Annotated in this window: 22 protein-coding genes and 3 tRNA genes; 4 read left to right on the top strand and 21 right to left on the bottom strand. The window is 35.7% G+C overall.

All coding sequences use genetic code 11. The features are described from left to right. Window positions 1-50 precede the first annotated feature (50 nt). The 12 genes from rpsB to yfmF form a co-directional block, all read right to left on the bottom strand. Window positions 51-833 carry a 30S ribosomal protein S2 gene (rpsB, locus tag ACLNCS_RS07130; RefSeq protein ID WP_004250981.1) on the bottom strand — a complete coding sequence of 261 codons (783 nt, stop codon included), beginning with the start codon at window positions 831-833 and terminating at the stop codon, window positions 51-53. Window positions 834-1,103: 270 nt separating this feature from the next. Beyond that, window positions 1,104-2,315 (bottom strand): aminoacyltransferase, encoded by a 1,212-nt coding sequence (locus ACLNCS_RS07125; protein WP_074324773.1) that lies wholly within the window; start codon window positions 2,313-2,315, stop codon window positions 1,104-1,106. A gap of 206 nt (window positions 2,316-2,521) precedes the next feature. Next, window positions 2,522-3,730, bottom strand: coding sequence for a peptidoglycan hydrolase PcsB (gene pcsB / locus ACLNCS_RS07120; RefSeq protein ID WP_004250976.1), 1,209 nt, complete (start codon window positions 3,728-3,730; stop codon window positions 2,522-2,524). Between the two features lie 92 nt (window positions 3,731-3,822). After that, entirely contained in the window at window positions 3,823-4,317 is a 495-nt protein-coding gene (mreD, locus tag ACLNCS_RS07115; protein WP_070677810.1) for a rod shape-determining protein MreD, read from the bottom strand. Beyond that, window positions 4,314-5,135 carry a rod shape-determining protein MreC gene (gene mreC, locus ACLNCS_RS07110; RefSeq protein ID WP_070677808.1) on the bottom strand — a complete coding sequence of 274 codons (822 nt, stop codon included), beginning with the start codon at window positions 5,133-5,135 and terminating at the stop codon, window positions 4,314-4,316. The genes mreD and mreC overlap by 4 nt, the downstream gene beginning before the upstream one ends. Window positions 5,136-5,166: 31 nt before the next feature. Next, window positions 5,167-5,961: an energy-coupling factor transporter transmembrane component T family protein gene (locus tag ACLNCS_RS07105; RefSeq protein WP_070677806.1), complete on the bottom strand. Its 795-nt coding sequence runs from the start codon at window positions 5,959-5,961 to the stop codon at window positions 5,167-5,169. Continuing rightward, the gene (locus ACLNCS_RS07100; RefSeq protein WP_070677804.1) at window positions 5,954-6,793 is read right to left on the bottom strand and encodes an energy-coupling factor transporter ATPase; all 840 of its coding nucleotides are present in this window, start codon (window positions 6,791-6,793) and stop codon (window positions 5,954-5,956) included. Before ACLNCS_RS07100 ends, ACLNCS_RS07105 begins: the two co-directional genes overlap by 8 nt. Next, complete coding sequence (locus tag ACLNCS_RS07095; protein ID WP_004250968.1) at window positions 6,778-7,605, bottom strand: energy-coupling factor ABC transporter ATP-binding protein; 828 nt, start codon at window positions 7,603-7,605, stop codon at window positions 6,778-6,780. The genes ACLNCS_RS07100 and ACLNCS_RS07095 overlap by 16 nt, the downstream gene beginning before the upstream one ends. Before the next feature lie 2 nt (window positions 7,606-7,607). After that, a complete protein-coding gene (gene pgsA / locus ACLNCS_RS07090; protein ID WP_004250966.1) occupies window positions 7,608-8,147 on the bottom strand; it encodes a CDP-diacylglycerol--glycerol-3-phosphate 3-phosphatidyltransferase in 540 nt (179 codons plus the stop codon). 11 nt (window positions 8,148-8,158) lie between these two features. Further along, entirely contained in the window at window positions 8,159-8,986 is an 828-nt protein-coding gene (gene rodZ, locus ACLNCS_RS07085) for a cytoskeleton protein RodZ (RefSeq protein ID WP_006155809.1), read from the bottom strand. A gap of 42 nt (window positions 8,987-9,028) precedes the next feature. Next, a complete protein-coding gene (gene yfmH, locus ACLNCS_RS07080; RefSeq protein WP_424847991.1) occupies window positions 9,029-10,309 on the bottom strand; it encodes an EF-P 5-aminopentanol modification-associated protein YfmH in 1,281 nt (426 codons plus the stop codon). Beyond that, window positions 10,306-11,556 carry an EF-P 5-aminopentanol modification-associated protein YfmF gene (gene yfmF / locus ACLNCS_RS07075; protein ID WP_004250962.1) on the bottom strand — a complete coding sequence of 417 codons (1,251 nt, stop codon included), beginning with the start codon at window positions 11,554-11,556 and terminating at the stop codon, window positions 10,306-10,308. The genes yfmH and yfmF overlap by 4 nt, the downstream gene beginning before the upstream one ends. A gap of 159 nt (window positions 11,557-11,715) precedes the next feature. Here yfmF and yaaA point away from each other — a divergent pair, with 159 nt between their 5' ends. Then, window positions 11,716-12,084: a S4 domain-containing protein YaaA gene (gene yaaA, locus ACLNCS_RS07070; RefSeq protein ID WP_004250960.1), complete on the top strand. Its 369-nt coding sequence runs from the start codon at window positions 11,716-11,718 to the stop codon at window positions 12,082-12,084. A gap of 2 nt (window positions 12,085-12,086) precedes the next feature. Next, on the top strand, window positions 12,087-13,178 hold the full coding sequence (recF, locus tag ACLNCS_RS07065) for a DNA replication/repair protein RecF (protein ID WP_004250959.1): 1,092 nt from the start codon (window positions 12,087-12,089) through the stop codon (window positions 13,176-13,178). A 54-nt stretch (window positions 13,179-13,232) separates the two neighbouring features. On the opposite strand, the gene guaB is transcribed toward recF, so the two are convergent. Beyond that, window positions 13,233-14,711 carry an IMP dehydrogenase gene (gene guaB / locus ACLNCS_RS07060; protein WP_004250957.1) on the bottom strand — a complete coding sequence of 493 codons (1,479 nt, stop codon included), beginning with the start codon at window positions 14,709-14,711 and terminating at the stop codon, window positions 13,233-13,235. 161 nt (window positions 14,712-14,872) lie between these two features. Next, on the bottom strand, window positions 14,873-15,898 hold the full coding sequence (gene trpS / locus ACLNCS_RS07055) for a tryptophan--tRNA ligase (protein WP_004250956.1): 1,026 nt from the start codon (window positions 15,896-15,898) through the stop codon (window positions 14,873-14,875). A gap of 207 nt (window positions 15,899-16,105) precedes the next feature. Between trpS and ACLNCS_RS07050 the strand changes: the two genes are divergently transcribed. Further along, window positions 16,106-17,728 carry an ATP-binding cassette domain-containing protein gene (locus tag ACLNCS_RS07050; protein ID WP_004250954.1) on the top strand — a complete coding sequence of 541 codons (1,623 nt, stop codon included), beginning with the start codon at window positions 16,106-16,108 and terminating at the stop codon, window positions 17,726-17,728. Between the two features lie 88 nt (window positions 17,729-17,816). Here the strand turns inward: ACLNCS_RS07050 and ACLNCS_RS07045 are convergent, their stop codons facing one another. Then, window positions 17,817-20,471 carry a YhgE/Pip domain-containing protein gene (locus tag ACLNCS_RS07045; RefSeq protein ID WP_004250953.1) on the bottom strand — a complete coding sequence of 885 codons (2,655 nt, stop codon included), beginning with the start codon at window positions 20,469-20,471 and terminating at the stop codon, window positions 17,817-17,819. 128 nt (window positions 20,472-20,599) lie between these two features. Between ACLNCS_RS07045 and ACLNCS_RS07040 the strand changes: the two genes are divergently transcribed. Further along, window positions 20,600-21,142 (top strand): TetR/AcrR family transcriptional regulator, encoded by a 543-nt coding sequence (locus ACLNCS_RS07040; RefSeq protein WP_004250951.1) that lies wholly within the window; start codon window positions 20,600-20,602, stop codon window positions 21,140-21,142. Between the two features lie 39 nt (window positions 21,143-21,181). Here the strand turns inward: ACLNCS_RS07040 and ACLNCS_RS07035 are convergent. The 6 genes from ACLNCS_RS07035 to rlmH all read right to left on the bottom strand — a co-directional run bounded on the left by ACLNCS_RS07035 (window position 21,182) and on the right by rlmH (window position 24,215). Continuing rightward, window positions 21,182-21,255, bottom strand: a tRNA-Asn gene (locus ACLNCS_RS07035). 5 nt (window positions 21,256-21,260) lie between these two features. Beyond that, window positions 21,261-21,332 (bottom strand) — tRNA-Glu (locus tag ACLNCS_RS07030). A gap of 51 nt (window positions 21,333-21,383) precedes the next feature. After that, a complete protein-coding gene (comE, locus tag ACLNCS_RS07025; protein ID WP_004250949.1) occupies window positions 21,384-22,136 on the bottom strand; it encodes a competence system response regulator transcription factor ComE in 753 nt (250 codons plus the stop codon). Then, window positions 22,133-23,452, bottom strand: coding sequence for a competence system sensor histidine kinase ComD (comD, locus tag ACLNCS_RS07020; RefSeq protein ID WP_070677798.1), 1,320 nt, complete (start codon window positions 23,450-23,452; stop codon window positions 22,133-22,135). Before comD ends, comE begins: the two co-directional genes overlap by 4 nt. A gap of 168 nt (window positions 23,453-23,620) precedes the next feature. Beyond that, window positions 23,621-23,694: transfer RNA gene (locus ACLNCS_RS07015), tRNA-Arg, on the bottom strand. A 41-nt stretch (window positions 23,695-23,735) separates the two neighbouring features. After that, complete coding sequence (gene rlmH, locus ACLNCS_RS07010; RefSeq protein WP_424847985.1) at window positions 23,736-24,215, bottom strand: 23S rRNA (pseudouridine(1915)-N(3))-methyltransferase RlmH; 480 nt, start codon at window positions 24,213-24,215, stop codon at window positions 23,736-23,738. Window positions 24,216-24,320: the final 105 nt, after the last annotated feature.

The following is a 24,320-nucleotide window of genomic DNA, read 5'->3' as shown; positions in this document are numbered from 1 at the left end:
GGAGAGCCGGGCTAAGCCCCGCCCTCCTAGGTAATGATTACTTATTTGAATTAAGCGTTGTCGCCTTCTACAACTTCAACGATTTCTTCGATTGAGTCTGCTTGAGCTTCTGAAGCTGCAAATTCTGCTTCAACTGCTGCTACAGCATCTTCACCTTGGCGACCTTCGATGATAGCGTCTGCCAATTTAGCTGTAATCAACTTAACCGCGCGGATAGCGTCATCGTTAGCTGGGATGATTACATCGATATCATCTGGGTCAGTGTTTGTGTCAACCATCGCTACAACTGGGATACCCAATTTTTTAGCTTCTTTAACAGCGATTTGCTCTTTATGTGGGTCAACTACGTACATTACATCTGGGATGCGAGGCATGTCTTCGATACCACCCAAGAATTTTTCAAGACGAGCGCGTTGTTTGTTAAGAAGTGCAACTTCTTTCTTAGGAAGAACGTCGAAGATTCCTTCTTCTTCCATGCGTTTGATTTCTTTCAAACGAGCGATACGTTTTTGGATTGTTCCCCAGTTAGTAAGGGTACCACCCAACCAACGGTGGTTGATGTAGTATTGACCTGAACGTTCTGCTTCTTCTTTAACAGCGTCAGCAGCTTGTTTCTTAGTACCAACAAACAATACAACTGCATCGTTAGCTGCTGCATCACGCATAAAGTCGTATGCTTGGTCAGCGTATTTTACAGTTTGTTGCAAGTCGATAACGTGGATTCCGTTACGCTCAGTGAAGATGTACTTAGCCATCTTAGGGTTCCAGCGACGAGTTTGGTGACCAAAGTGTACACCAGCCTCAAGAAGTTGTTTCATTGAAATTACTGCCATGAGTATTTCTCCTTTTTTGTTTTTTCCTCTTCTTGATTTCAACTTGCAAAACAACCAAAAGGCAACAGTTTCACAATTCATCAAGAATGAGTATTATCGTTCACACGACAAGTTTTATTTTATCATAATTGGAGCTTTATTTCAAGTGATTTTGTTATTTTCTCCTTATTAAATTACCATTTAAAAGCTCTAAATTTAAAACATCTCAACATATACTGCTGAGATGTTCTAATAGCTAATTTTTTAAAATTTAATGTAGGGGTGTTTATGCTATCTACTTCGAAGTTTCTTACGAATCTTATAAGCTAGATTAAACAAGAAATATAATGAACTAGTTGGATAGTTAAACTCACCAGCAAACTCCTCAATAGTGGGATTAAACTTAGATTTAAAATTAAATAACCCGCCTTCTAAGTTGTTTTCAATTCCACCCATATTATGAGTCTCTGCCCCACGTTCAAATGAATGTTGAGCTGTCTCAAACCATGTAGGAATAGCAGGTTGATAATGTCTAAATTCCTCATTCATTCCAGCATATAAGTTTTCAGAAGTTTTCCCAAATTCGATGGTTAAAGTTCCAGACAATGGAACGACACTGTACCCTCTATCAATATGGCTCTTAAGAAAAGAAATTTCTTCCTCTAATCGTTTTCTCTCTTGCTGATTCTCTTTTATTTTGCCTTCTTTCGTTTTATCAGTAAATTTCTGCGCTATTTTAAGATTCTTTTCGAGTTGCTGCTCAACTTCTTTCAGTCTATTAGGTAAATCTAAGTAGCTCAGTGTGATAAAAGAGTGATTAGGATAAGTAGTCAGTAACTTTTGATAATAATCTTTGCCTCGTAAACTGATATTCTTACGAGACTCTGTTTTCTTCATTAAAAATGAAAATTCATCTAATAAATCAATTCCACCGAATTTCACTTCCAATCCTTTATTCCTTGCAGTTCGGATTGCCTGTCTAGTGGACTTGGATAGTTGATCCAACGAGAAGTTCTCTTTATGAATATTAGCTTGAAAACGTGGTTGTATATTTTCTGCCATATCCTTTGTTAAGCCTGTCCAATAAACTTTATTTTTTTTCAGTTCTTCAATAATTTCTAAAGTCCTAGAATTTTGGACAGTTTCTTGCCCAATAAGACCTCTACTGATAAATAAACTTGGATCAAATTTAACCATTATTGCATTGCTTTTTTTAGCAATTTTTTTCAATGTTAAAATCACAAATTTCAGAAGTTCTTTATCTTCATAATTAATAACTGGGCCTCTTGGAATATAGAACATGGAAAATCCTAATGGAAGAGGCTGAATTAAGATGTTCGCTACTCCAACCAATTGATTCTCTTTATAAAATCCAACTCTCTCATTCCCCCAAGTATCCTTAATCTTGGCCCAATCACTACTCTGCAACAAATTTCCTTGAGGATGATTTTCTAAAAACAAATCCCACTCTTTGACATCAACATTTATTTTATACGTAAACATAACTCCAACACCGACTCCCTTAGAAACCATTTTTTTATCAACATGCTACACTCGTACTAAATCCCTAAGTTTCATTTTACTTTAACTAAAAAATTATAAAAATAGAGAATAAGTTCAAGTAATTATATAATGAAATTTATTTTTCAGCACTATACAAAGGGTGAGATTAATAAAATCTCACCCTAATTTTAGTAATAATCAGTATATTAGTTTGGATAAATGTATCTTACAGTACCTCTTGATGCTGTCGGATTAAACCATCCACGATAATTTCCGATTGGTTGAGTTCCACTACCATCATAGTTACATTCAGAAACTTGAATACGAGTTGATGATTCAACTGCTGTAACAACTGCTACGTGTCCGTATCCTCCATCATCCCATGAAGCAATTGCTCCAACTTGTGGTGTAGAACCTGTACGGAAACCTGCTGCTGCTGCACTAGTAGCCCACTGACCACCATTACCCCAATAATCACCAGCCCATGGAGCCAAAGTCTTAGCACCCCATGTACATTGACCTACAGGGTAACTTGAAGCATTTGAACTATAAGTTGGTCGTTGACTTACAGTAGTTGCTGCAGGTGTGTAGCTTGATTCATCATCTGATGATGAAGAACTTGAAGTTGCTTGTACTTGTGCAGCAAAGGTTGTGTTAGCCGAAGCTGCAAGTGATTGTTGTTGACTTGTTTGTTTCGCTTTGTATGCTGCTTCTGCTTCTGCTGCTGCCTTAGCTTCTGCTTCAGCTGCTGCTTTTTGCTCTAACAAAGTAGCTTTTTCACTTTCTGCGGTAGCTTTTTCTGCTGCAAGATTCAACTCAGCGGCTTTCAATTCTGCCTGTTTTGTTGTCAAGGCTTGAGCGTCATCAGCAAGTGTTTGCTGATTGGCAATAACTGTGTTGATTGCATTATTGTTTGCAACTTGTTTTTCAGAGATAGCTTTTTTATCTTCTTTTTGTTGTTGCAACATTTTATTGTTTGCTGAGACAATTTCACTCATAGCTGCTACACGAGAAATAGCTTCTGTAATTGAGTTAGAGTTAATAATTGTATTAATGTAGCTTGTAGCAGTTCCGTTAGTTTGTGCACTTCGAGCTTGGTTTTCAAGCGATTCATTACGAGCTACGATGTTTTTTGAAAGCTCTATGATTTCACCTTCAAGTTTTTTAGACTCTTCTTGAAGTTTTTCATTCTCAGCTTGCAACTTTTCTTGTTCTGTTTGAATAGCTGTTACTTTAGTTTGAATCTCATCAACTTGTTTTTGAGCTTCCTTTTGTTGTGTTGTCAATTCACTAATTTTGCTATCTTGAGCAGCAATTTTTTCATTTGTTGTATTGGCTTGGACACTTGAAAGCACAGTTCCTTGTGAAACCAATACTGTACTTAATAAGAGTGATGCTAGAATTTTTTTCTTCATAGTGTAAATACTCCTTCTTTAAAAAGACAATACTAGTATATCAAAAAAAGGCCTAATAAATATTACGCCTTTATTACAGTTTTGTTTCTTTCTTATAGATATATTTTTTCAAAAATATATTGGAAAACTAACATCCATATAAAATTCAATATCATAGTAGGACCCAGACTATAAACTATAAAAACAGGTAGATTTTCTGCAGTCAATCCTACCACATGTGCTAGGATAAAGCTACCAAATTCAAATATAAAAGTCATCATTAAAACTGCTAGCAATCGAGTCCATCTATTCGACAAAATAACCGAGTTGCTTTTATATACGATTGCTCCAATAATCACAAAAAGAAGACTGGCTATCCCTATCAGATGGAAGAAATAGATATCGTATATAAGTCCTAGAACCAAGCAATAGGCCAAAAACAGATATTCTGATACTTCTATTGTCTCGAATAATAAGAAGATGAAGATAAAGTGGCTTACAATTTGAAGATGTGGAAAAAAGCTATTTACAAATTGTCCTAAGTGGCTATCTATTAAAATGATTACGGGTAAGAGCAAAAACATCCCTATTTGCTTAAAAAGTCTCATGATGGATTCCCCACTAACTCTACGACTTTAAGATTCATTGGATCAGCATGCATTTTAACCATAACTTCTCTTGTCAGATAATCATTGGTAGGGGTCACAGATACGACTTCTCCTACAGGAATGTCTGTGACATTGAAGTTCCCCAAACCTCCAGTTACCACTTTATCACCTTTACTAATATCTCCACTATTATTTAGCTGACTAATTTTCAGTAGTTCTTTTTCCTTATCATAGCCAACGATAATACCATAAATACTACTAGATCCATGCTGAATTTTAACAGAAATTTTCTCTGTATTTTCAGCATTTGTTAATAAATTGACCACAGTTGAGTTGTCTTCTACGTTTTCAACGCTTCCAACCAATCCTCCACCAGAAACAACAAGCATACTAGTTGATACACCTTGTTGCGAACCAACATTAACTGTTAACTCTTGTTTCCAAGTCGCCGGAGTTCTCATGATAACATCCGCAGCAATTAGCTTAGTCGCATTTGATTTTGACTTCATATCTAGTAATTGACGCAGTTGTTCATTTTCTTCTTTTAAGCGATCTGCTTCATTCTTTTCCTTTTCCATTTGATAGAATTCTTTTTTGAGAGTTTCATTCTCATTGTAAGCTCTCGTCAAATTTCCTAAATCTGACTTTGTAGATTCTAACCATTGAAATGGTTTTTGCACAATTCTGTCTATCAGAGAAATGCCATCTCCAGCTTTTGTCACAACTGTACTGGATCTTGTCGTTACTAAAAAAATAGAAACTACTAGTATAACGACAAATAGAACAATAATATATTTTGATTTTTTAAAACGGTTCATACCTCTACCTTATAGTATTCTATACTTCACTTTAGGATTTCAACAAAAATAGAATGCCACCCAACACACATACAAGGAGCAAAGCCACACTATCTTTATTCATCCAATTCAACTGCCGGTACTGACTGCGTCCGTTCCCACCTTGATACCCTCTAGCCTCCATGGCTGTAGCAAGAGAATCTGCTCGTTTCAAACTCGTAGCGAATAATGGAATCAAAATAGGAATCATAGCCTTAACTTTTTGGATTATATTTCCTTCTCCAAAATCAACACCACGCGCCTTTTGAGCGTTCATAATTCGAATCGTATCATCCATTAAGGTTGGTACAAAACGTAAACTCATAGACAACATGAGCCCGATTTCATGAACAGGAACCTTAAATCTTTTCAAGGGTCCAAGCAAGGACTCAACTGCTGTAGCCAAGCTTAATGGCATGGTTGTCAAGGTAAGCAAAGTTGAGAAAAAGATAATCAACACAAAGCGGCAAAAAATAATTCCCGCCTGCTCAATGCCATGACTCGTGATTTTAATAAACCCCATCTCGAACAAGACATCTCCACCAGAGATAAAGAAAAGTTGAAAAAGAGTTGTAAAAGCAATCAGAAAAAACATAGACCGCAAACCTTTTATGAAAAAGGATAAGGGAACCTCAGATAAGGCTACAAATATACCTGTTACAACGAAAAGGATCACATTTGTTATTGGATTATTGGCCCAAAAAACGATCATAATCAATAAAATCATTGCCACTAACTTACTACGAGGATCCAAACGATGAACAATCGAATTTCCTGGTATGTAACGACCTAAAATCATGTTATCCATTGATGAACTCCTTAAACTCCTCTATCGTTATCGGCAATTGTTTAAAAGAAACCCCTCGTTCAGCTAGCCTTTGAGCAAATCTTGTGATTTTTGGAACACCTAATTGGATTTTTTCCATGAATTCGACATTTTGAAAAACAAGACTTGGCTTCCCACTCTTGACCAACTTTCCTTTTTCCATCACATAAACTTGGTCAGCAAATTCGGCCACGTCATCCATCAGATGGGTCACTAAAACAATCGTGATACCATCCTGATGAAGTTTTTTAAACAAGGCCATTAACTCTTTTCGACCAATTGGATCTAAACCAGCGGTTGGTTCATCTAAGACCAAGATGCTAGGCTCCATCGCCAAAATACCAGCAATCGCAACCCTTCTCATTTGTCCGCCTGAAAGCTCAAAGGGACTACGTCCAAAGAGTGACTCATCAATTCCTACTAAAGCTAGTTTTTCACGCGCAATAGCTTCTGCCTCTTCTACAGAGACTCCAAAATTTTGAGGTCCAAAAGCCACATCTTTTAAGACAGTCTCCTCAAAGATTTGATTTTCTGCAAACTGAAAGACTAAGCCCACTTGTTTGCGAATTTGACGAATTTGCTTATTGACGGATGTTGATGTAATTAATGTATCAAAGACACGAACACTTCCCTTTGTGGGAACCAACAAACCATTCAAAAGTTGAAGAATTGTAGATTTCCCGCTTCCTGTATGCCCAATAATTGCTGTATAAGATCCATCCTCTATTGACAAATTAACGTCGGACAAGGCAGATGAGGCAAAGGGTGTTCCTTCCTGATACGTATAACTCACATTGTCTAGAATAATTCCCATAAAGCCTCCTCGAGCTCCCCTTCGGTCAGGTAGTGCTCTGGTAATTTCAAGCCACTAGTACGTAGAGATTCTTTTAATTGGTTGACAAAGGGTTGATCTAAACCAATTTGATCTAAATCTGACCTAGAAAATAGTTCTCTAGGAGTACTAGTTGATTCGATTTCTCCTTTTTTCATCACCAAAATACGGTCACTCATGGCCACCTCATCTAAGTCATGCGTAATAGAGATCACTGTCATTTGGTGATCTTGGCGAATCTTTTGGACAATCTTAATCAACTCTAGACGCCCCTCTGGATCCAACATGCTTGTAGCCTCATCCAAAATTAAAATGTCTGGTCGCAAGGCGACAACGCCTGCGATAGCCACTCTCTGTTTTTGGCCACCTGACAAGCGAGCTGGTTCCTTTTTAGAAAATTCAGCCATCCCAACTAATGACAGAGCTTCAGAAACTCGCTTCTTCATCTCTTCAAGTGGAATCCCTTGGTTTTCTAGTCCAAAAGCAACGTCATCTTCTACGGTTGCCCCCACGAATTGGTTATCAGGATTTTGAAATACCATACCAATCTTACGTCTTTTTTTCCAGACGTTTTCCGGAGTTAGGCAATCACCGTCTATCCAAATTTCTCCAGATTCCGCTTCTAGCAAACCGTCAATCAAGCGAACAGTTGTTGATTTTCCACTACCATTATGACCAACGATAGACAACCATTCTCCACGTTTCACGTGAAACGAAATGTTATGAACATCATAGTGTTCTTGATCTGCCTGGTATCGAAATGACAGATTCTTAATTTCAATAATAGATTCCATATCTAGCGAAAGGTTCCTTTAAACAAATACGCGCTTCCCTTGAAGTAATCATAACCAGAATAAACTGTAAAGAACAAAGCGATATAAAGAGTTATCTGACCAAGTAAATTCCAATGAAATAACAAGAAGATAATCGCAAACATCTGGCTAAATGTTTTGATTTTTCCTGGCATTGCTGCAGCTAAAACAGTTCCACCAGTTTCAACTAAGAGTAGTCGCAACCCAGTAACTGCAAGTTCTCGGCAAATGATTACAGCTACTACCCAAGCAGGAGCCATATTTAGACCTACTAGCATGATAAAGGCCGACATAACCAACAACTTATCAGCCATCGGATCCGCAAATTTCCCAAAATTGCTAACTACTTGCCATTTTCTAGCTAAATAGCCATCCAGATAATCTGTGATACTGGCAATGGCAAAAATAATTGCTGCTATTTTATGTAACACAGGAGACTGTCCAAATGATAGAAGGAGAACAAAAATCGGAATAAATAAAATTCTACCAAGCGTAAGTATGTTAGGAATATTCTCTTTTTTCATGTTATCCTTCCTTAATTTGAACTTAATTTCAATGTAATCCAGCCAGTTTGACCAGTTAATTTCGAAGTATCAATTTCCTGATTATCGATTTTGATTTTCACGCCTTTGACAACGCCTAATGTGATAGTTACTGGAGAGCCTTTAGAAACTGTTGTTTTGGCCATCTTATTATTAGGCTCAAGAGTTGTTCCTCCAGCCAATTCAGTATCTGAAACACTAATCCAGCTTGTTGCATCCGTCACAGATAGTTGAAGTTCGGCAGTATCTTTAGCAGTTTTATATTCTACCGATATAACATCTCCCTGACCAGAAACCGTCACAGTTGATGCGTCGCTCGAACTTGATGGGCTAGTGGTTTGATTGCTAGTTGTTGTTTCACTACTTGTTGCACTTGTTGTCGTAGTCACAACATTATAGTTGGCTGAAGTTGTTGCTGTCGGTTGTGTTTGAATGTAATTCCAAACATAATAAGAAACAAAAATTATAATAGATAAGGAGAAGAGAATAAAGTAAAACAGAGGGAGCAAGGAACGTTTCTTGCGATTAGAACGTCTACGACCTGATAGTTCTATCTCATCAACATCAACTTCCTCATAGGTAATCATACTCCCTGAATCATAAGCATCTAAAACAAGATTTTCATCCAATTCAACTGCCCAAGCATACTTCCTCAAAAAAGAACGTGTATAAAAAGGGCTTGGCAATTGGTCGAAATCATCTGATTCTAAAGCCTCAAGCAGATTCAGTTGAATGTCTGTCTTGCGCTGCAATTCCTCTAAACTCAAACCTTGGTTGATTCTTGCTAAACGTAACACTTCACCAATTGTTTTTTTTCTCATACTTACCATGCCTTCTTTCTAGTTTATTTTATATTTCGATAGCTATAGTGGAAAAATTGTAAATTCAACTATTTCACTATTATCGATAAAATGATGTCCTACCTCAAGAACATCATCCAAGGTCATTTCCTGTATAATCTTTGGTAAATCAAACAGGGTTGTTTCGTCAGAATGTGACTGATATTGGGTCGCAATAAATTCTAAAGAGTTCATACTATGGATAAATTCTCCATAAATTTCACTTTTGATTAAATCAAGATGTTCTTCCGAAATATCTGCATCAGTAACAAAGTTCTGAATCGTCTTTCGGAATTGATGCGAAATTGACACAGGCTCCTTAGTGTCCATTGTCAGCATCAAAAAGTTAAAACGTCGATTGATCTCAACTTCTAAAGATAATGAAGAATCTAATTTCCCAGTTTCATACAAACTCTGAAATCTTTTAGAGGTCCAACCAAACATCATCGTAAATAACGCTCTTAATAGAACGCTATATCGATAGCAATCCTGATGACCCATATCAGAATTCGTTCGGACTCCTATTGCTAATTTAGGTGATGCAACATCCATACGAATGCTCTCAACCTTCTTTACAGGGTTTAAAGCGATTGGTTCTTTTGGATTTTGAACTATACAACCTCCAACATCCTTTTGCGAAAAATAATTCTGCATCAACTCTAAATCAAAATTTCCAACGAGGAAAATTTGGCTATTGACAGGAGTGTAAAATTCATCAAAATTGTCCCGTAGATTCTCTAAACTAATATCTTCTATCGAATCTTCAGTCCCAACAATATCTGAAGCTAGTGGAGTTTCCGGATATAGATTTGCCAGTGTTTTAAAGAACAAGCAAGAATCAGGATCATCCTGATACATTTCGCGTTCTTGTTGAATAATATCCTTTTCTCGTTCAACAGATTCTTCAGTAATGTTAAAGCTAGTAACAAGCTCGTCAAGCAAGTCCAAACACTCAGCGACATTCTCAGAGGTTGAAAAAAGATAACTTGTATTTGTAAAGCTTGTAAAGGCGTTACTATCTGCACCTAATTTGGTAAATGCAGCCATGATATCTTCAGAATTTTCTCTTTCAAAAAGTTTATGTTCTAAAAAATGAGCGATTCCCTTAGGATATGTTTTCTTTTTTCTATCTCTAGCTGTAAACTCAGTGTCAACTGAACCAACATAGACAGTTACTACACCATAAACTTCGTTAAAATCATTTTTAGGAAGCAAAGAAACTGTCAATCCATTTTCTAATTTTGCTTGATAAAGAGTTTCCTTTACAGCAGGATAATATTTCTCTTGAAAAGTAACTCTAGTCATTCTGCTCCTTCCATAAAATAGATAGCCTGCAATTTCAAACTAGATGCCGCCCTACAGATTTCATCCTTGTCAACTTGCTCTAGTCTCTCTATCAAAGTATCCATGTCTAAAACCGATTTACCAAAAAAGAGGCTTAAGTATTCTCTATCTATAATCGAATCTTGATTATCCTGACTCAACAACATCGTCCTACGAATCATTTCCTTAGTTTGATTAACTTCAGCATCTGTAAATCTACCATTTTTGATAGCTAACAATTGATCATTCATCAATTTTCTTACCTTGTTTCGGTTTTGACGATTTATCCCAGCAAACAATCTTAAAAATCCACTAAAGAGATCTAAGTGACCAGAAACAGTGTAGGCCAACCCTTCCTTTTCCCTAACTTGGGTAAACAATTTAGAGTGTGGGAAAGCTCCAAGCAAACCATTCACGAGAAGCAAGGCCATCTTTTGATCATCTCCATAACCAATTGTGCTATGATAACCCATCTCTAGAATAGACTGACCCAGGTTTTTCCTAGCAATTCCTTCTCTAAGAACATTTGAAGTACCTTGCTGATATTGAATGTTTGCAGTTTCTTTACGACCTGTCAAGTTAAATTTCTGCAGACTTTCTAGAACTTCAATTTCATTAAAATCACCTAAAAAGAATAAATCAATCCTATCTTCTTTCAGCATTTTTTGAAAACTTAAATAGCAAGATTTAGAAGTCTCTTCAGAAATTCTGGCAATTAAATCTCTAGGAACTAACTGCATTGATTCTTCTTGGAAAAACAACTGATCCAATTCTTTATGGGCAAAGAAGAAAGGATCCTCTAATTCTGATTCTAATCTCGCCAACAATTGTTTTTTTTCAATTTCAAAGGCATTGTTCTCAAATTCATCTTCATTTGACAATGGATTAAATATGACTTGATACAATAATTCTAAAATCTGAGCAGTTAAGACGTTTTTCTTACTTAAAAATTCATCTCGAACATAAGTCAAACTCACGTCTACTAAGTGACTTTGCCCCCTTCTATAAGCATGAGTTGATAAATCTGCTCCATACAATGCTGCCAGATGTTTTCTAAGAACCTGAGCAGTTGGATAGCCTTTATTAGCAGTTTCAAGCATACTGGCACTTAGCATGCGACCAGAAATTAAATCCAGAGATAATGGAGCTGTGAAACGCATGGTTATTTTATTTGTCTTAAACTTTTTAGATTGGATAAAATGCACTGCAATTCCAGGGAATAACTCCATCTTTTACCTCCTTTTACATAGAGTTCTATTATACCATGAAAACGAAAATTTTTCCTGTTCTCTTTGACTCTTTTGAAATTAAAATCGTTTTCATATCAGTAGTTTCTTCTCAACTATTTTGTGCAAAATATGGTATAATACCAAAGATTGAGGTGAACTATGGAATACAAATTATTTGAAGAATTTATTACTCTCCAAGCTCTTTTGAAAGACCTTGGTGTTATACAAAGTGGTGGCGCTATTAAATCTTTTTTAGCGGACCATCTTGTATATTTTAATGGAAAATTAGAAAATCGTCGAGGCAAGAAAATTAGAATCGGGGATTCTATTGAAATCCCTGATTTAAAAACTCAAATTATTCTAGTTAAACCAACATCAGAAGAAATAGAGGAGTTTCGTATAGAAAAACTTGAGAAAGAACGTGTAGCTAAGCTTGTCAAGGAAATGAATAAAAAGGTACAAAAAAAGCCAGCAAAAAAGAACCAGTCAACAAAAGCAAAACCTGCACCACGTTTCCCAGGTAGATAAATATGTGGCTTAAAAATCTATCCATTAAACAATTTCGTAACTATCGAGATGTTGAAGTAAATTTTAATCCAAAATTAAATGTATTTGTTGGCCGAAACGCTCAAGGAAAAACAAATCTTCTCGAAAGTATTTACTTTTTAGCCTTAACGAGAAGTCATCGAACAAAGACTGATAAAAATTTAATTCAATTTGAAGAAGAACAACTGCAAGTTTCTGGAATCTTACAAAAGAAAACAGCAAGCATTCCACTTGAAATTGACCTAACACAAAAAGGGCGAATTACTAAAGTGAATTACTTAAAACAAGCTCGCCTATCAGACTATATTGGTCATATGAATGTTGTCTTATTCGCTCCAGAAGATTTACAACTTGTCAAAGGCGCTCCGGCCATTCGTCGTAAATTCATTGACATAGAATTAGGGCAAATTAAACCGATTTACTTGTCAGACCTGTCAAGTTATAACCACATCCTTAAACAGAGAAATACCTATCTCAAATCTACACAAAACATAGATGAGACTTTCCTATCTGTTCTTGATGACCAACTGATAGAGTATGGCTGTCGTGTAATGAATCATCGAGCTGACTTTATCCAGAAAATGGAACTCTTTGGCAAGAAAAAACATTTTGACATCTCAGATCAGTTAGAAAATCTGTCAATCCGTTATCAACCTTCTGTAAACTTTGTTGACAAGAAACATTTGGCTGAATCTTTCTATATAGCACTTCAAAAAAGTAGATCCAGAGATTTATTTAAGAAGAATACTGGAGTTGGTCCTCATCGGGACGATATGATTTTCATGATTAATGGAATGGAAGCAAGTTTCGGAAGTCAAGGGCAACATCGTAGCTTGGTGCTTTCTATAAAACTTGCTGAAATCGAATTGATGGAGAGCATTACCAAAGAATCTCCCATTCTTTTACTTGACGATGTCATGAGTGAACTTGACAATACTCGTCAACTTAAATTATTGGAAACTATTTCTCATAACATTCAAACTTTTATTACAACTACTAGTTTAGACCATCTTCAAAACTTACCTGATAACTTGAGCGTCTTTACAGTAGATAATGGTCAATTAACTGTAAATTAAACTTTACATCTTTGTAAAACAAAAAAATCTCCCGTTTAACAGGAGATTTTTTTATTACATTGAATAGTTTGGTGCTTCATTAGTGATTTGCACATCGTGTGGATGGCTTTCTTTTAGACCCGCACCTGACATTTCGATAAACTGAGCATTGTCATGTAATTCTTTTAAGTTAGCAGCACCACAGTAACCCATACCAGAACGAATACCACCAATCATTTGGAAAACAATATCAGCTGCTGCACCTTTATAAGCAACACGACCTTCGATTCCTTCTGGAACCAGTTTGTTTGCTTCATTGACAGAACCTTGGAAGTAACGGTCGCTTGAACCCTTCCTCATAGCAGCGATTGAACCCATACCTCGGTATGTCTTGAACTTACGTCCTTGAAAGATCTCAGTTTCACCTGGAGCTTCATCTGTTCCTGCAAACATTGATCCGAGCATCACTGCGTTTCCTCCAGCAGCAAGGGCTTTTACAATATCTCCAGAATATTTGATTCCACCATCAGCGATAATTGTTTTACCATATTCACGAGCAACTGCTGCTGCATCGTAAATTGCTGTTACCTGGGGAACTCCTACACCAGCAATAACGCGAGTTGTACAGATTGACCCTGGGCCAATACCGACTTTAACAACGTCAACACCTGCATCATAAAGAGCACGCGCACCTTCAGCAGTAGCGATGTTCCCAGCAATCAAAGTACGGTCTGGGAAATGCGCACGGATTTCAGCTATTTTACGAAGTACACCCGCTGAGTGACCATGGGCTGTATCGATAACAATAGCATCTGCACCTGCTTCGAAAAGTGCTTCCGCACGTTCAAATGTATCAGAAGTAACTCCTACCGCACCAGCAACTAGAAGACGACCGAATTCATCTTTTGCCGCATTTGGGAACTCAATCACTTTCTCGATATCTTTAATGGTGATTAAACCAGAAAGACGACCCTCTTCGTCAACTAGAGGTAGTTTTTCAATACGGTGTTCTTGAAGAATACTCTCAGCAGTTTTTAAATCTGTACCAACCGGAGCAGTAACTAGGTTTTCACTAGTCATGTGTTTTGAAATTGGTTGGTTGTAATCAGAAATGAAACGCAGATCTCGGTTGGTCAAAATACCAACTAACTTACGATTTTCAAGTGTTTCAACTACTGGAATACCACTAATACGGTAACGACCCATAAGTTCATCCGCTTCAGCAATTGTATGTTCTGGAGTCAAGAAGAATGGATCAATGATAACACCATTTTCAGAACGTTTTACCTTACGAACCTCATCTGCCTGTTGCTCAATAGACATATTTTTATGGATAACTCCAAGTCCACCTGCACGCGCAATAGCAATCGCCATTTGACTTTCTGTTACAGTGTCCATTGCAGCTGTAATAATTGGGATATTTAAAGTCAGATTATCTGCCAATTTTGTAGTCAAATCCGCATCATTAGGCAACACATGACTCTCTGCTGGAATAAGCAATACATCATCAAAGGTAAAACCTTTTTTCAAAAATTTAGTGTCCCAATTAGACATTGAAGTTTCCTCTTTTCTTTATTTTTGAGCTTAACGCTTTTTGTATTGTATCTATCATACCATTCTATGAAAATTTGTCAATTAAATTTATAAGAGAACAAATAAAAAACTATCCCTCTTATTTTAAAGAAGAAATAGTTTTATAGTTCATATTTTATCCATTAGTGAAAGTAATTTAGACCCATTGCAGCTTTTACTTCTGATAGTGTTTGCCCAGCAACTTCTCGAGCTTTTTCACTACCTTTTTGGAGCATATTATAAACCTCACCCATATCTTTAGCATATTCTAGGCGACGTTCACGGATTGGACCAAGTTCACGTTCTAGAATTTCAAGTAGGTAACGTTTGGTCTTAACATCACCAAGGCCTCCACGTTGATAATGTTCCTTCATTTCAGCAATTTCTTGAGCATCCTCAGGTCGACCGAATACGTCCAAGTAATGGAAAACCATATTTCCTTCAATCTTACCTGGATCCTCAACACGAATATGGTCTGGATCTGTATACATACTCATTACTTTTTTACGCAAAGTATCTGCATCATCAGCTAGGTAAATTCCATTATTAAGTGATTTCGACATTTTGGCATTACCATCAAGACCTGGTAAACGTCCCGCACCTTCGTGCTCAGGGTAAATTCCTTCTGGTTCTACTAAAACATCACAGTTATAGGCATGGTTGAAAGAACGCACAATTTCACGTGTTTGTTCAATCATCGGCTTTTGATCATTCCCTACTGGAACCAAGTTAGCCTTAAATGCTGTAATATCTGCTGCTTGCGCAACTGGATAAACTAAAAATCCAGTTGGAATACTTTCACCAAAGCCTTTTTGAGCAATTTCAGTCTTTACGGTTGGATTTCGTTCCAAGCGAGCTAATGAAACTAGGTTCATATAATACATAGAGAGCTCTGCCAATTCTGGAATCTGGCTTTGAATGAAAATCGTTGCTTTATTAGGATCTAATCCCACTGCAAGATAGTCCAAAGCAACATTCCCAATAGACTCTACAATAGTTTGTGGATCTTTTGCATGGTCTGTTAGTGCTTGCTGGTCAGCTAAAAAAACAAACATGTCATATTTATTTTCTTCTTGTAGTAAGACACGATTTTTCAAACTACCAACGTAGTGCCCAATATGTAATTTCCCCGTTGGACGATCTCCTGTTAAAATAATGGGTTTACTCATCTTATTCTCCTTTGATATGGTCCTTTCAATTATAGCATTTTTTTAATAAAAAGACAGATAATTTTTTTATTGAAACAATAGAGATGTTACCCCTTTCAATCGTAAAGGGGTTGTCAACTTTGTTTACAAAAAATTGACAAATAAAAATTTGAATAATTGATGATTTTCTAGTAGAATTAGAGTATTACATATAATAGGAGAAAAACTTTGCTAACAGTATCTGATGTTTCACTACGTTTTAGTGATCGTAAACTTTTTGATGATGTAAACATCAAATTTACAGAAGGAAATACCTATGGTTTGATTGGTGCCAACGGTGCTGGAAAATCAACCTTTTTAAAAATCTTAGCTGGAGATATTGAACCGACAACTGGGCATATCTCTCTTGGACCAGACGAACGTCTTTCAGTACTTCGTCAAAATCACTTTGACTACGAAGATGAGCGTGTTATTGATGTTGTTATCATGGGTAATGAAAAACTATACAACATCATGAAAGAAAAAGACGCCATTTATATGAAAGAAGATTTTTCAGATGAAGATGGTGTTCGCGCAGCTGAACTTGAAGGAGAATTCGCTGAACTAGGTGGTTGGGAAGCAGAAAGTGAAGCTTCACAACTCTTACAAAATTTGAATATTCCAGAAGAACTTCATTACCAAAATATGAGTGAACTAGCAAATGGCGACAAAGTAAAGGTTCTCCTTGCTAAAGCCCTCTTCGGTAAACCAGATGTCCTTCTTTTGGACGAGCCAACCAATGGTCTGGATATTCAATCCATCACTTGGCTAGAGGATTTCCTAATCGACTTTGATAATACTGTCATTGTCGTATCCCACGACCGTCACTTCTTAAATAAAGTTTGTACTCACATGGCTGACCTTGACTTTGGAAAAATCAAACTCTATGTCGGAAACTACGACTTCTGGAAGGAATCTTCTGAGCTTGCTGCTAAATTACTAGCAGACCGTAATGCTAAAGCAGAAGAAAAAATCAAACAACTTCAAGAATTCGTTGCTCGTTTCTCTGCTAATGCTTCTAAATCAAGACAAGCAACTTCACGTAAAAAAATGCTTGATAAGATTGAGCTAGAGGAAATTGTTCCTTCTAGTCGTAAATATCCATTCATCAGCTTTAAAGCTGAACGTGAAATTGGGAACGACCTCTTAACAGTAGAAAATCTATCTGTAAAGATTGACGGTGAAACTATTCTTGACAACATCAGCTTCATCTTGCGTCCAGGTGACAAGACAGCTCTTATCGGACAAAACGACATCCAAACAACTGCCTTGATTCGTGCCATTATGGGTGAAATTGACTATGAAGGGACTGTCAAGTGGGGAGTTACAACTAGTCGCTCTTACTTGCCAAAAGACAATTCAGCTGATTTTGCTGGCAGTGAATCTATCCTTGACTGGCTCCGTCAATTCGCAAGTAAAGAAGAAGATGACAACACCTTCCTACGTGGTTTCTTAGGCCGTATGCTTTTCTCTGGAGACGAGGTTAACAAACCTGTAAACGTCTTGTCAGGGGGAGAAAAAGTGCGCGTGATGCTCTCAAAACTCATGCTTTTAAAATCAAACGTTCTTGTACTTGACGATCCTACAAATCACTTAGACTTGGAATCTATCTCAAGCTTGAACGATGGATTGAAAAACTTTAAAGAGTCCATCATCTTTGCCAGTCACGACCATGAGTTTATTCAAACTTTGACTAACCACATTATTGTCCTATCTAAAAACGGCGTCATCGATCGTATTGATGAAACATATGATGAATTCTTAGAAAATGCTGAAGTTCAAGCAAAAGTCAAAGAACTTTGGAAAGATTAGGTAGAACTTAAAAAACTCAGTTGAATTAACCAACTGAGTTTTTTTATTAATTACTTGTAAATCATTCATTGTTTCACGTGAAACTTTTTTAATCTTCATCCATTTTTTTAGGTTGATAAGCAAGCATACCTAATCCTATGAATAGAATTAAAGTTACGAGAAGGAAAATTACCTGATAATGAACATTCCCTGTCATAGAAATTGTTTGTCTCAATCCTGAAACTGAATAACTCATTGGTAACCAAGGATTGACAGCCTTAAAGAAATCATTAGTCAAAGCAAGTGGATAAGTTCCTGCACTTGATGCTAATTGTAATAATAGTAAAATAAGAGAGAAGAAAGCACCTAAGCGACTATTCCATGTCGTTAACGCGGTTACCATAGACATAAAGGTCAAACTTGCGATGATGATTAAGAACAAGGTTCTCATTTCATGATTTGCCGTTAGACCGATAAGATGAACTCCTCCATAGACTAAGACAGCTGCTAAAACAGCTATAACTCCATTTATTTCGAAACGAGATTTAACCCAAGCCCAACGACTTTCAGGATGACGACCTGAAGGTAACTTAGCAAAAATCATATTTGTTGATAACGCAGCAACAAAGAGGGCCACAGATATCATATAAGGAGCCATAGCAATCCCATTTACAGGAACCTGATCATTGTCTGTTTTTGAAAGACTCAAGGGCTCAGATAATACTTCTGCATTACTAGACTCTGTTGATGCTATTTTTAGTTGATTGCTAGCAGCGTTCAATCCATGTTCTAGTCCAGTAGCTCCTACTTGTAAACTTTCAATACCAGCAGTTAAAGTTGTTCCACCATCTGCTAGTTTTCCAGCGCCATCAGCAATTTTCACTGCTCCACTTCCTAACTGAGAGCTAGCTGAAAGCAATTGATTTGATTTGTCTGTTAATTGACTAGAACCTAGCTGTATTTTATCAAGTCCTGCAATTAAGTCTGAACTCTTACTATTTAATTGGCTAGAACCAGATGAGAGTTTTTCGATACCTGTTACTAGTTCTGGAGTTTTCCCAGCTAGCGAATCCAAACCAGTTGTCAAGGTTGAAGAGTTTTCTGTCAACTTACTTGATCCAGAAACCAATTGATCCAAACTTGTTGTTAAAGTTTTATTCTTTTCACTTAGTTGGTTTACACCTAAAGAAATAGTATCCAACCCTTTAGTATAATCATTAACTCCATTTTCAATCGATTGACTTCCAGGAACTAACTGATTATCTAAAGCATTTTGCAACTGTGTAAATCCACTTGACATAGATGTCAAGGAACTAGACGCCACAGTTAATACTTGATTTGCTTTAGTCTGTAAAGTAGAAAGATTAGAGACTGGTTGGTTTACACTTCCCAAATTTTCTTTTAGATCTCCTACCGTCGTTAAAATTGCTTTTGCTGACTCTATCGTAGAGTTAGAATTATTTGAAACAGCTGCAGTCAGTTCTTGTTTCTGAGTATCAGTAAGAGATTGATAAGTTGCTGTTGCTTGAAGATTGGTAAGAGTTTTCTCTTGCTCTGTTTGACTATTAGTCACAATAGTTTGAGCAAGAGTAGATATATTCGCTAAATCATTAGATATTGTACTTTTAAGTTCAGTATTATCTGAAATAGTTACAGCTTGAAGTGCTTTATTCAATTCATCTAAACTAGTTGCTAATTGAGTGATTTCCTCTTTTTGTTGAGATGAAATATTCAATTGAGTCGAAATTTCTTTAATTCCTTTATTTAATTGGGTAATACCGTCTCTCAATGTGTCTGATTGACTAGATAATTGATTTGCCCCAATAGATAGCTTGTCAACACCGCTTGTGTAAGCATTGACACCAACTGAAAATTGATTGAGACCTGTATTCAGTTGCGAAACTCCTCCTGCATATGACTTCATTCCAGTATTTAGCTGATTGACACCTGCTACTAATTCTGGAGTCTTGGAAGATAATTGATTGAGTCCAGTGTCAACCTGTGAAACTGCACTTGTATAGTTCTGTAAACCATCATTAAATGTACCTAAGCCACTATTCAGTTGCTTTACTCCTGTTACATACGTTGTCAACCCTTTTGTAAATTGATTTGTGCCATCAGAAAAGGTTAAACTTGAACTAGCTAAAGTGTCAAGATTAGAAGACAATGTCTGACTTCCTACAGCTAACTGACTAGCCCCATTGGCCAATTGTTCACTTCCATCAGCTGCCTTCGTTAAACCAGATTTTAAATCTCCCATCTTTTGAAATAAAGCTTTCGTATAGGTTTCGGTTACATTAGCAGAAACATTTTGTTTTAACTGTGTCATGGCAGAATCACTCATCTTACTTGCAATGAAACTATGCCCGCTAGAAGTTTGATAGTTAATATTCATTTGTTCTGGGTGATCTGATAGAATAGAAGCAGCCTTTTCAGATAAGTCACTTGGTAAAGTTACTACCATATAGTAATCACCGTCTTCTAGACCCTTCTTACCTTCTTCTTCACTGACAAAATGAAAATCTAATGATTTATTTTGCTCTAAATTGGACACCATGTCTTTTCCAATAGTCATTGTGTTTCCATTATAAGATGCTTCTTTATCATTATTAACGACCGCTACAGGCAACTCAGATAATTGGCCATATGGATCCCACATAGATGATAAAAATATGATGTTGTATAAAGCAGGAATAAGAGAAATCCCTATCATTACAATGATAAAGGTTGGTTTTTTAAAAATTGCTTTCCATTCTTTAAACATATTGTCTCCTTTTTTACACATATTGTCTAAAATTTTGATATAATAGATTATACATTAAAAATTCTTATTTACAAGTCAAAATTATCATTTTTAGACACTAAGTCTATTTTTGTTCACAAGGAGGAACTATGAAAGAGAGCAACAAACGCTTAAAAACCAAACGTACTATTGAGAACGCCATGGTTCAATTATTAACGGAACAACCATTTGATCAAATTAGCACTATTAAGCTGGCAGAAAAAGCCGGAATTAGTCGTTCTAGTTTTTATACTCATTACAAAGATAAGTATGATATGATTGAACATTACCAAAGTAAGCTTTTTCATACCTTTGAGTATATTTTCCAAAAACACGCAAATCATAAAAGAGATGCTATTCTAGAAGTGTTTGAATACTTAGAGTCTGAACCTTTACTAGCTGCTCTTCTATCTGAAAATGGTACAAAAGAGATACAAAACTTCCTGAGAAATAAACTTCACATTATGCTTAGCACTGACCTCCAAAAACGCTTTATGCAATTAAATTTAAACAATATTGAGTTAGAGTATAGCAGTATTTATCTAACAAACGCACTATTTGGTGTATGCCAAACCTGGATTGCTCATGGAAAAAAAGAAAGTCCACAAGAAATGACAAACTTTCTTATGAAAATGTTGGGAGATGCAAATTAGAGACAAAAAAAGAACACCAATGGTGTTCTTTTTGTTTAACTCCGCCAGTAGGACTCGAACCTACGACATCATGATTAACAGTCATGCGCTACTACCAACTGAGCTATGGCGGATAATATAGTCCGTACGGGATTCGAACCCGTGTTACCGCCGTGAAAAGGCGGTGTCTTAACCCCTTGACCAACGGACCATCTATCTGTAGCAGATATAACCATTATATCAATTTCTTACTAATTGTCAATCACTTTTTAGATTTTTTCTCCAGAATATCTCTTAATTTCCGTACCTTTAGACGGGTAATTGGACAACGATGATCCTCATAAAAAACCACTTCTAAATTTTTTCGATCAATTTCCCTAATATTTCCTACATTGACAAGAAATGATTTATGAGCAGAATAAAATCTTTGAGTATCTTTATCTTTTTCTTGAATATCCGCCATAGTACCATAAAATTCTTTGGCAAAATTCTTACCAATAATCCTTAATTTATGAGATACTCCTGTTGTTTCAATATATAAAATATCATGGTAGGGAATTTTTAAATCATTTCCCTTGTAATTATAGTCAAAATAATCCACAACATCTTTATTTTCAAGCAGCATACTTTTGGTATATAAGATACTCTGTTCGATACGTTTTTTAAATAATTCATCATTGATATCTTTATCAACAAAATCCAAGGCTGATACTTGATATTTGTAAGTTAAGGTAGCAAATTCTGATCTACTAGTAATAAATACGATAATTGCATAGGGATTGTGGCGACGAATAAACTGTGCTACCTCAAATCCTTTTTTCTCAACACCATGAATATCAATATCTAGAAAATAAAGCTGGTTTACTTCATCATTTTCGATATATTCCTTAAATTCTCGTTCTTTACCTGTTGTTTTATAAGAAATAGGAATATTTAATTCCTTTGAAATTTCATCCAAGGTTCTTTCTAATCTGACTTGATGTTGAATAACATCTTCTAAAATTAATACTTTCATTCAAACTCTCTCTTAAATCTAATAATCTGTCTAAACTTACTATCTTCCATCTCTGTCTCTAAAATGATATTTTCATACTTATCCAAAATATCTTTGACATTATTAAGACCAATTCCTCTATTTCTACCTTTAGTAGAAAAACCTAGTTCAAACAAGTCTTCTGAAGGCGTCATAGTATATTTACACGAATTTTGAATCACGATAACTGTTTCTAAATCCATCTTAATCACTGCAACCTCCATTTGTTTCAAGTAACTTTCTGCAGCACCTTCGACAGCATTGTTCAATAAAACGCTCATAATACGCACAAGATCAAGTAAATCAATTGACAACCTTGTGATAATATCCTTTACTTCTAGTGTAAACTCTACGTCCTTATTTCTTGCATATACAATAGATTGAGCAATTAAACTTCGTAAAGCTGAATCTTCTATATTGTTTAAATCAAAGTATGTATACTTATCTGAACGTAATTTTTGATTAGCTTTGACTAGAACTTGATTGTAAATTCTGTCAATTTCCTGTAAATCTTTACTGTCAATTGCCATTTGCATACTGACAAGCATCCCTGCATAATCATGACGAAAACCACGGATTTCATTATACAAAGCCACAATTTCATCTGTGTAAGTCTGTAAATGTTCTTGTTCAAATTTTTTCTGATTTAGAGCAATTTCTCTTTCAACTTGGACCTTCTTGGCATTCATTGCAAAGAAGATTAGTAATAAACAAATAAAGACAATTGTTGCTAAAATACTACCAAAACTATTAAAATGCACATAATTACTTACTATATCTGAAATGAATAATAGGATTTGTAAAGCAAAGAAAGCAAAGATGACCTTTTTAAAAAATGAATAGAGGTAATCTTTATCAAAATAATTGAGCTCCAAGTGAAAATAAAAAATAATTTTTTTTATTACAAAATAAGTCAGCAATAAAACTACTACAAAAAACAAATCTTCATATTTGGTTACAAAAGAATCACCTGTAACAGAGGATATGGTTACGGATAAAAAAGTATGAGTGCTATGATATAATAAAGACAATAGCAGACTGATAAAAATAGCTTTGTATTTATCAAACTTTTTTAACCCTATTAAATAAAAAAATATAATACAGGTAAATGAAATTTTTTCCATTCCAAATCCATCTAGATAAATAAAATAGAATAAAACTTCAACTATAAACTGTAATATAAATACCCAAGAAATAAACAGATATCTTTCTTTTTTTGTTGCCTTACAAATGAGTTCATAGCTATTTGTTAGAATAAGAATATGAAGAATAACTATGAGTATTTTCAATAAATCCATTATATCTCCCTATAATGTTTTCTCTTTTTTCTTATAAATGAACTTACCAATCTATTATACAAAATGTGATTTATATTATAAGTGATCATTCTCAACTGGACATTTTTGTACCTGAACTGTCAATTTTTACAAAAAACGCTGGGTTTCCCCAGCGTTAAATCTAGTATATGATCCCAGCAGGATTCGAACCTGCGACCGTTCGCTTAGAAGGCGAATGCTCTATCCAGCTGAGCTATGAGACCTAACTAGTTTATCTTATCAAAATAATCGAAAATAGTCAATCCTATTTATGATAGGGAGAACCTTGTTGGATGGTAAAGGCTCGATATATCTGTTCTACAAGAACTAGATGCATTAATTGGTGAGGAAGAGTTAAACGACCAAAACTAAGGGATAGATTCGCACGCTTTTTTACTTGAGGAGAGAGTCCTAAACTCCCACCGATAACAAAGGTTAAGGTTGAAAAACCATTAATAGATGCTTGTTCTAACTGTTTACTGAATTCTTCAGAAGACAAGGTTTTCCCTTCAATAGCTAAAACGACAACAAATTCTCTATCCCCAATTTTGGAAAGGATTCGATTTCCCTCTAAATCCAAGATTTTTTCATTTTCAGAATCACTAGCACGATCGGGAGTCTTTTCATCAGCTAATTCGATCATTTCTACGGCAGCAAATCGTGATATTCTTTTAGAATATTCTGCAATTCCATCTTTGAGATACTTTTCTTTTAGTTTTCCAACTGTTACAAGTTTAATTTTCATGCTTCTATTTTACCATAATCGTGTTCTATTCACATCTTATTCACAAATGAAAAAGGTGAAAAACACAATAAATTCACAAATTTTCAACAATTATCCACAGATTGT

This window comes from Streptococcus sp. CL9.43, assembly GCF_049737935.1.
GTDB lineage: Bacteria > Bacillota > Bacilli > Lactobacillales > Streptococcaceae > Streptococcus > Streptococcus infantis_I.
Note: the sequence above shows the minus strand (reverse complement) of the source record. Positions and strands in the feature narration are given on the sequence as shown.

Excerpts from the sequence above, each read along its gene's own strand:
- guaB (WP_004250957.1), bottom strand. The coding sequence starts at position 14,711 with ATGTCTAATTGGGACACTAAATTTTTGAAAAAAGGTTTTACCTTTGAT.
- recF (WP_004250959.1), top strand. The coding sequence starts at position 12,087 with ATGTGGCTTAAAAATCTATCCATTAAACAATTTCGTAACTATCGAGAT.
- comE (WP_004250949.1), bottom strand. The coding sequence starts at position 22,136 with ATGAAAGTATTAATTTTAGAAGATGTTATTCAACATCAAGTCAGATTA.
- ACLNCS_RS07040 (WP_004250951.1), top strand. The coding sequence starts at position 20,600 with ATGAAAGAGAGCAACAAACGCTTAAAAACCAAACGTACTATTGAGAAC.
- comD (WP_070677798.1), bottom strand. The coding sequence starts at position 23,452 with ATGGATTTATTGAAAATACTCATAGTTATTCTTCATATTCTTATTCTA.
- ACLNCS_RS07045 (WP_004250953.1), bottom strand. The coding sequence starts at position 20,471 with ATGTTTAAAGAATGGAAAGCAATTTTTAAAAAACCAACCTTTATCATT.
- ACLNCS_RS07095 (WP_004250968.1), bottom strand. The coding sequence starts at position 7,605 with ATGGAATCTATTATTGAAATTAAGAATCTGTCATTTCGATACCAGGCA.
- ACLNCS_RS07125 (WP_074324773.1), bottom strand. The coding sequence starts at position 2,315 with ATGTTTACGTATAAAATAAATGTTGATGTCAAAGAGTGGGATTTGTTT.
- pgsA (WP_004250966.1), bottom strand. The coding sequence starts at position 8,147 with ATGAAAAAAGAGAATATTCCTAACATACTTACGCTTGGTAGAATTTTA.
- yfmH (WP_424847991.1), bottom strand. The coding sequence starts at position 10,309 with ATGACTAGAGTTACTTTTCAAGAGAAATATTATCCTGCTGTAAAGGAA.
- rlmH (WP_424847985.1), bottom strand. The coding sequence starts at position 24,215 with ATGAAAATTAAACTTGTAACAGTTGGAAAACTAAAAGAAAAGTATCTC.
- rpsB (WP_004250981.1), bottom strand. The coding sequence starts at position 833 with ATGGCAGTAATTTCAATGAAACAACTTCTTGAGGCTGGTGTACACTTT.
- rodZ (WP_006155809.1), bottom strand. The coding sequence starts at position 8,986 with ATGAGAAAAAAAACAATTGGTGAAGTGTTACGTTTAGCAAGAATCAAC.
- mreC (WP_070677808.1), bottom strand. The coding sequence starts at position 5,135 with ATGAACCGTTTTAAAAAATCAAAATATATTATTGTTCTATTTGTCGTT.
- yfmF (WP_004250962.1), bottom strand. The coding sequence starts at position 11,556 with ATGGAGTTATTCCCTGGAATTGCAGTGCATTTTATCCAATCTAAAAAG.
- yaaA (WP_004250960.1), top strand. The coding sequence starts at position 11,716 with ATGGAATACAAATTATTTGAAGAATTTATTACTCTCCAAGCTCTTTTG.
- pcsB (WP_004250976.1), bottom strand. The coding sequence starts at position 3,730 with ATGAAGAAAAAAATTCTAGCATCACTCTTATTAAGTACAGTATTGGTT.
- trpS (WP_004250956.1), bottom strand. The coding sequence starts at position 15,898 with ATGAGTAAACCCATTATTTTAACAGGAGATCGTCCAACGGGGAAATTA.
- ACLNCS_RS07105 (WP_070677806.1), bottom strand. The coding sequence starts at position 5,961 with ATGGATAACATGATTTTAGGTCGTTACATACCAGGAAATTCGATTGTT.
- mreD (WP_070677810.1), bottom strand. The coding sequence starts at position 4,317 with ATGAGACTTTTTAAGCAAATAGGGATGTTTTTGCTCTTACCCGTAATC.
- ACLNCS_RS07100 (WP_070677804.1), bottom strand. The coding sequence starts at position 6,793 with ATGGGAATTATTCTAGACAATGTGAGTTATACGTATCAGGAAGGAACA.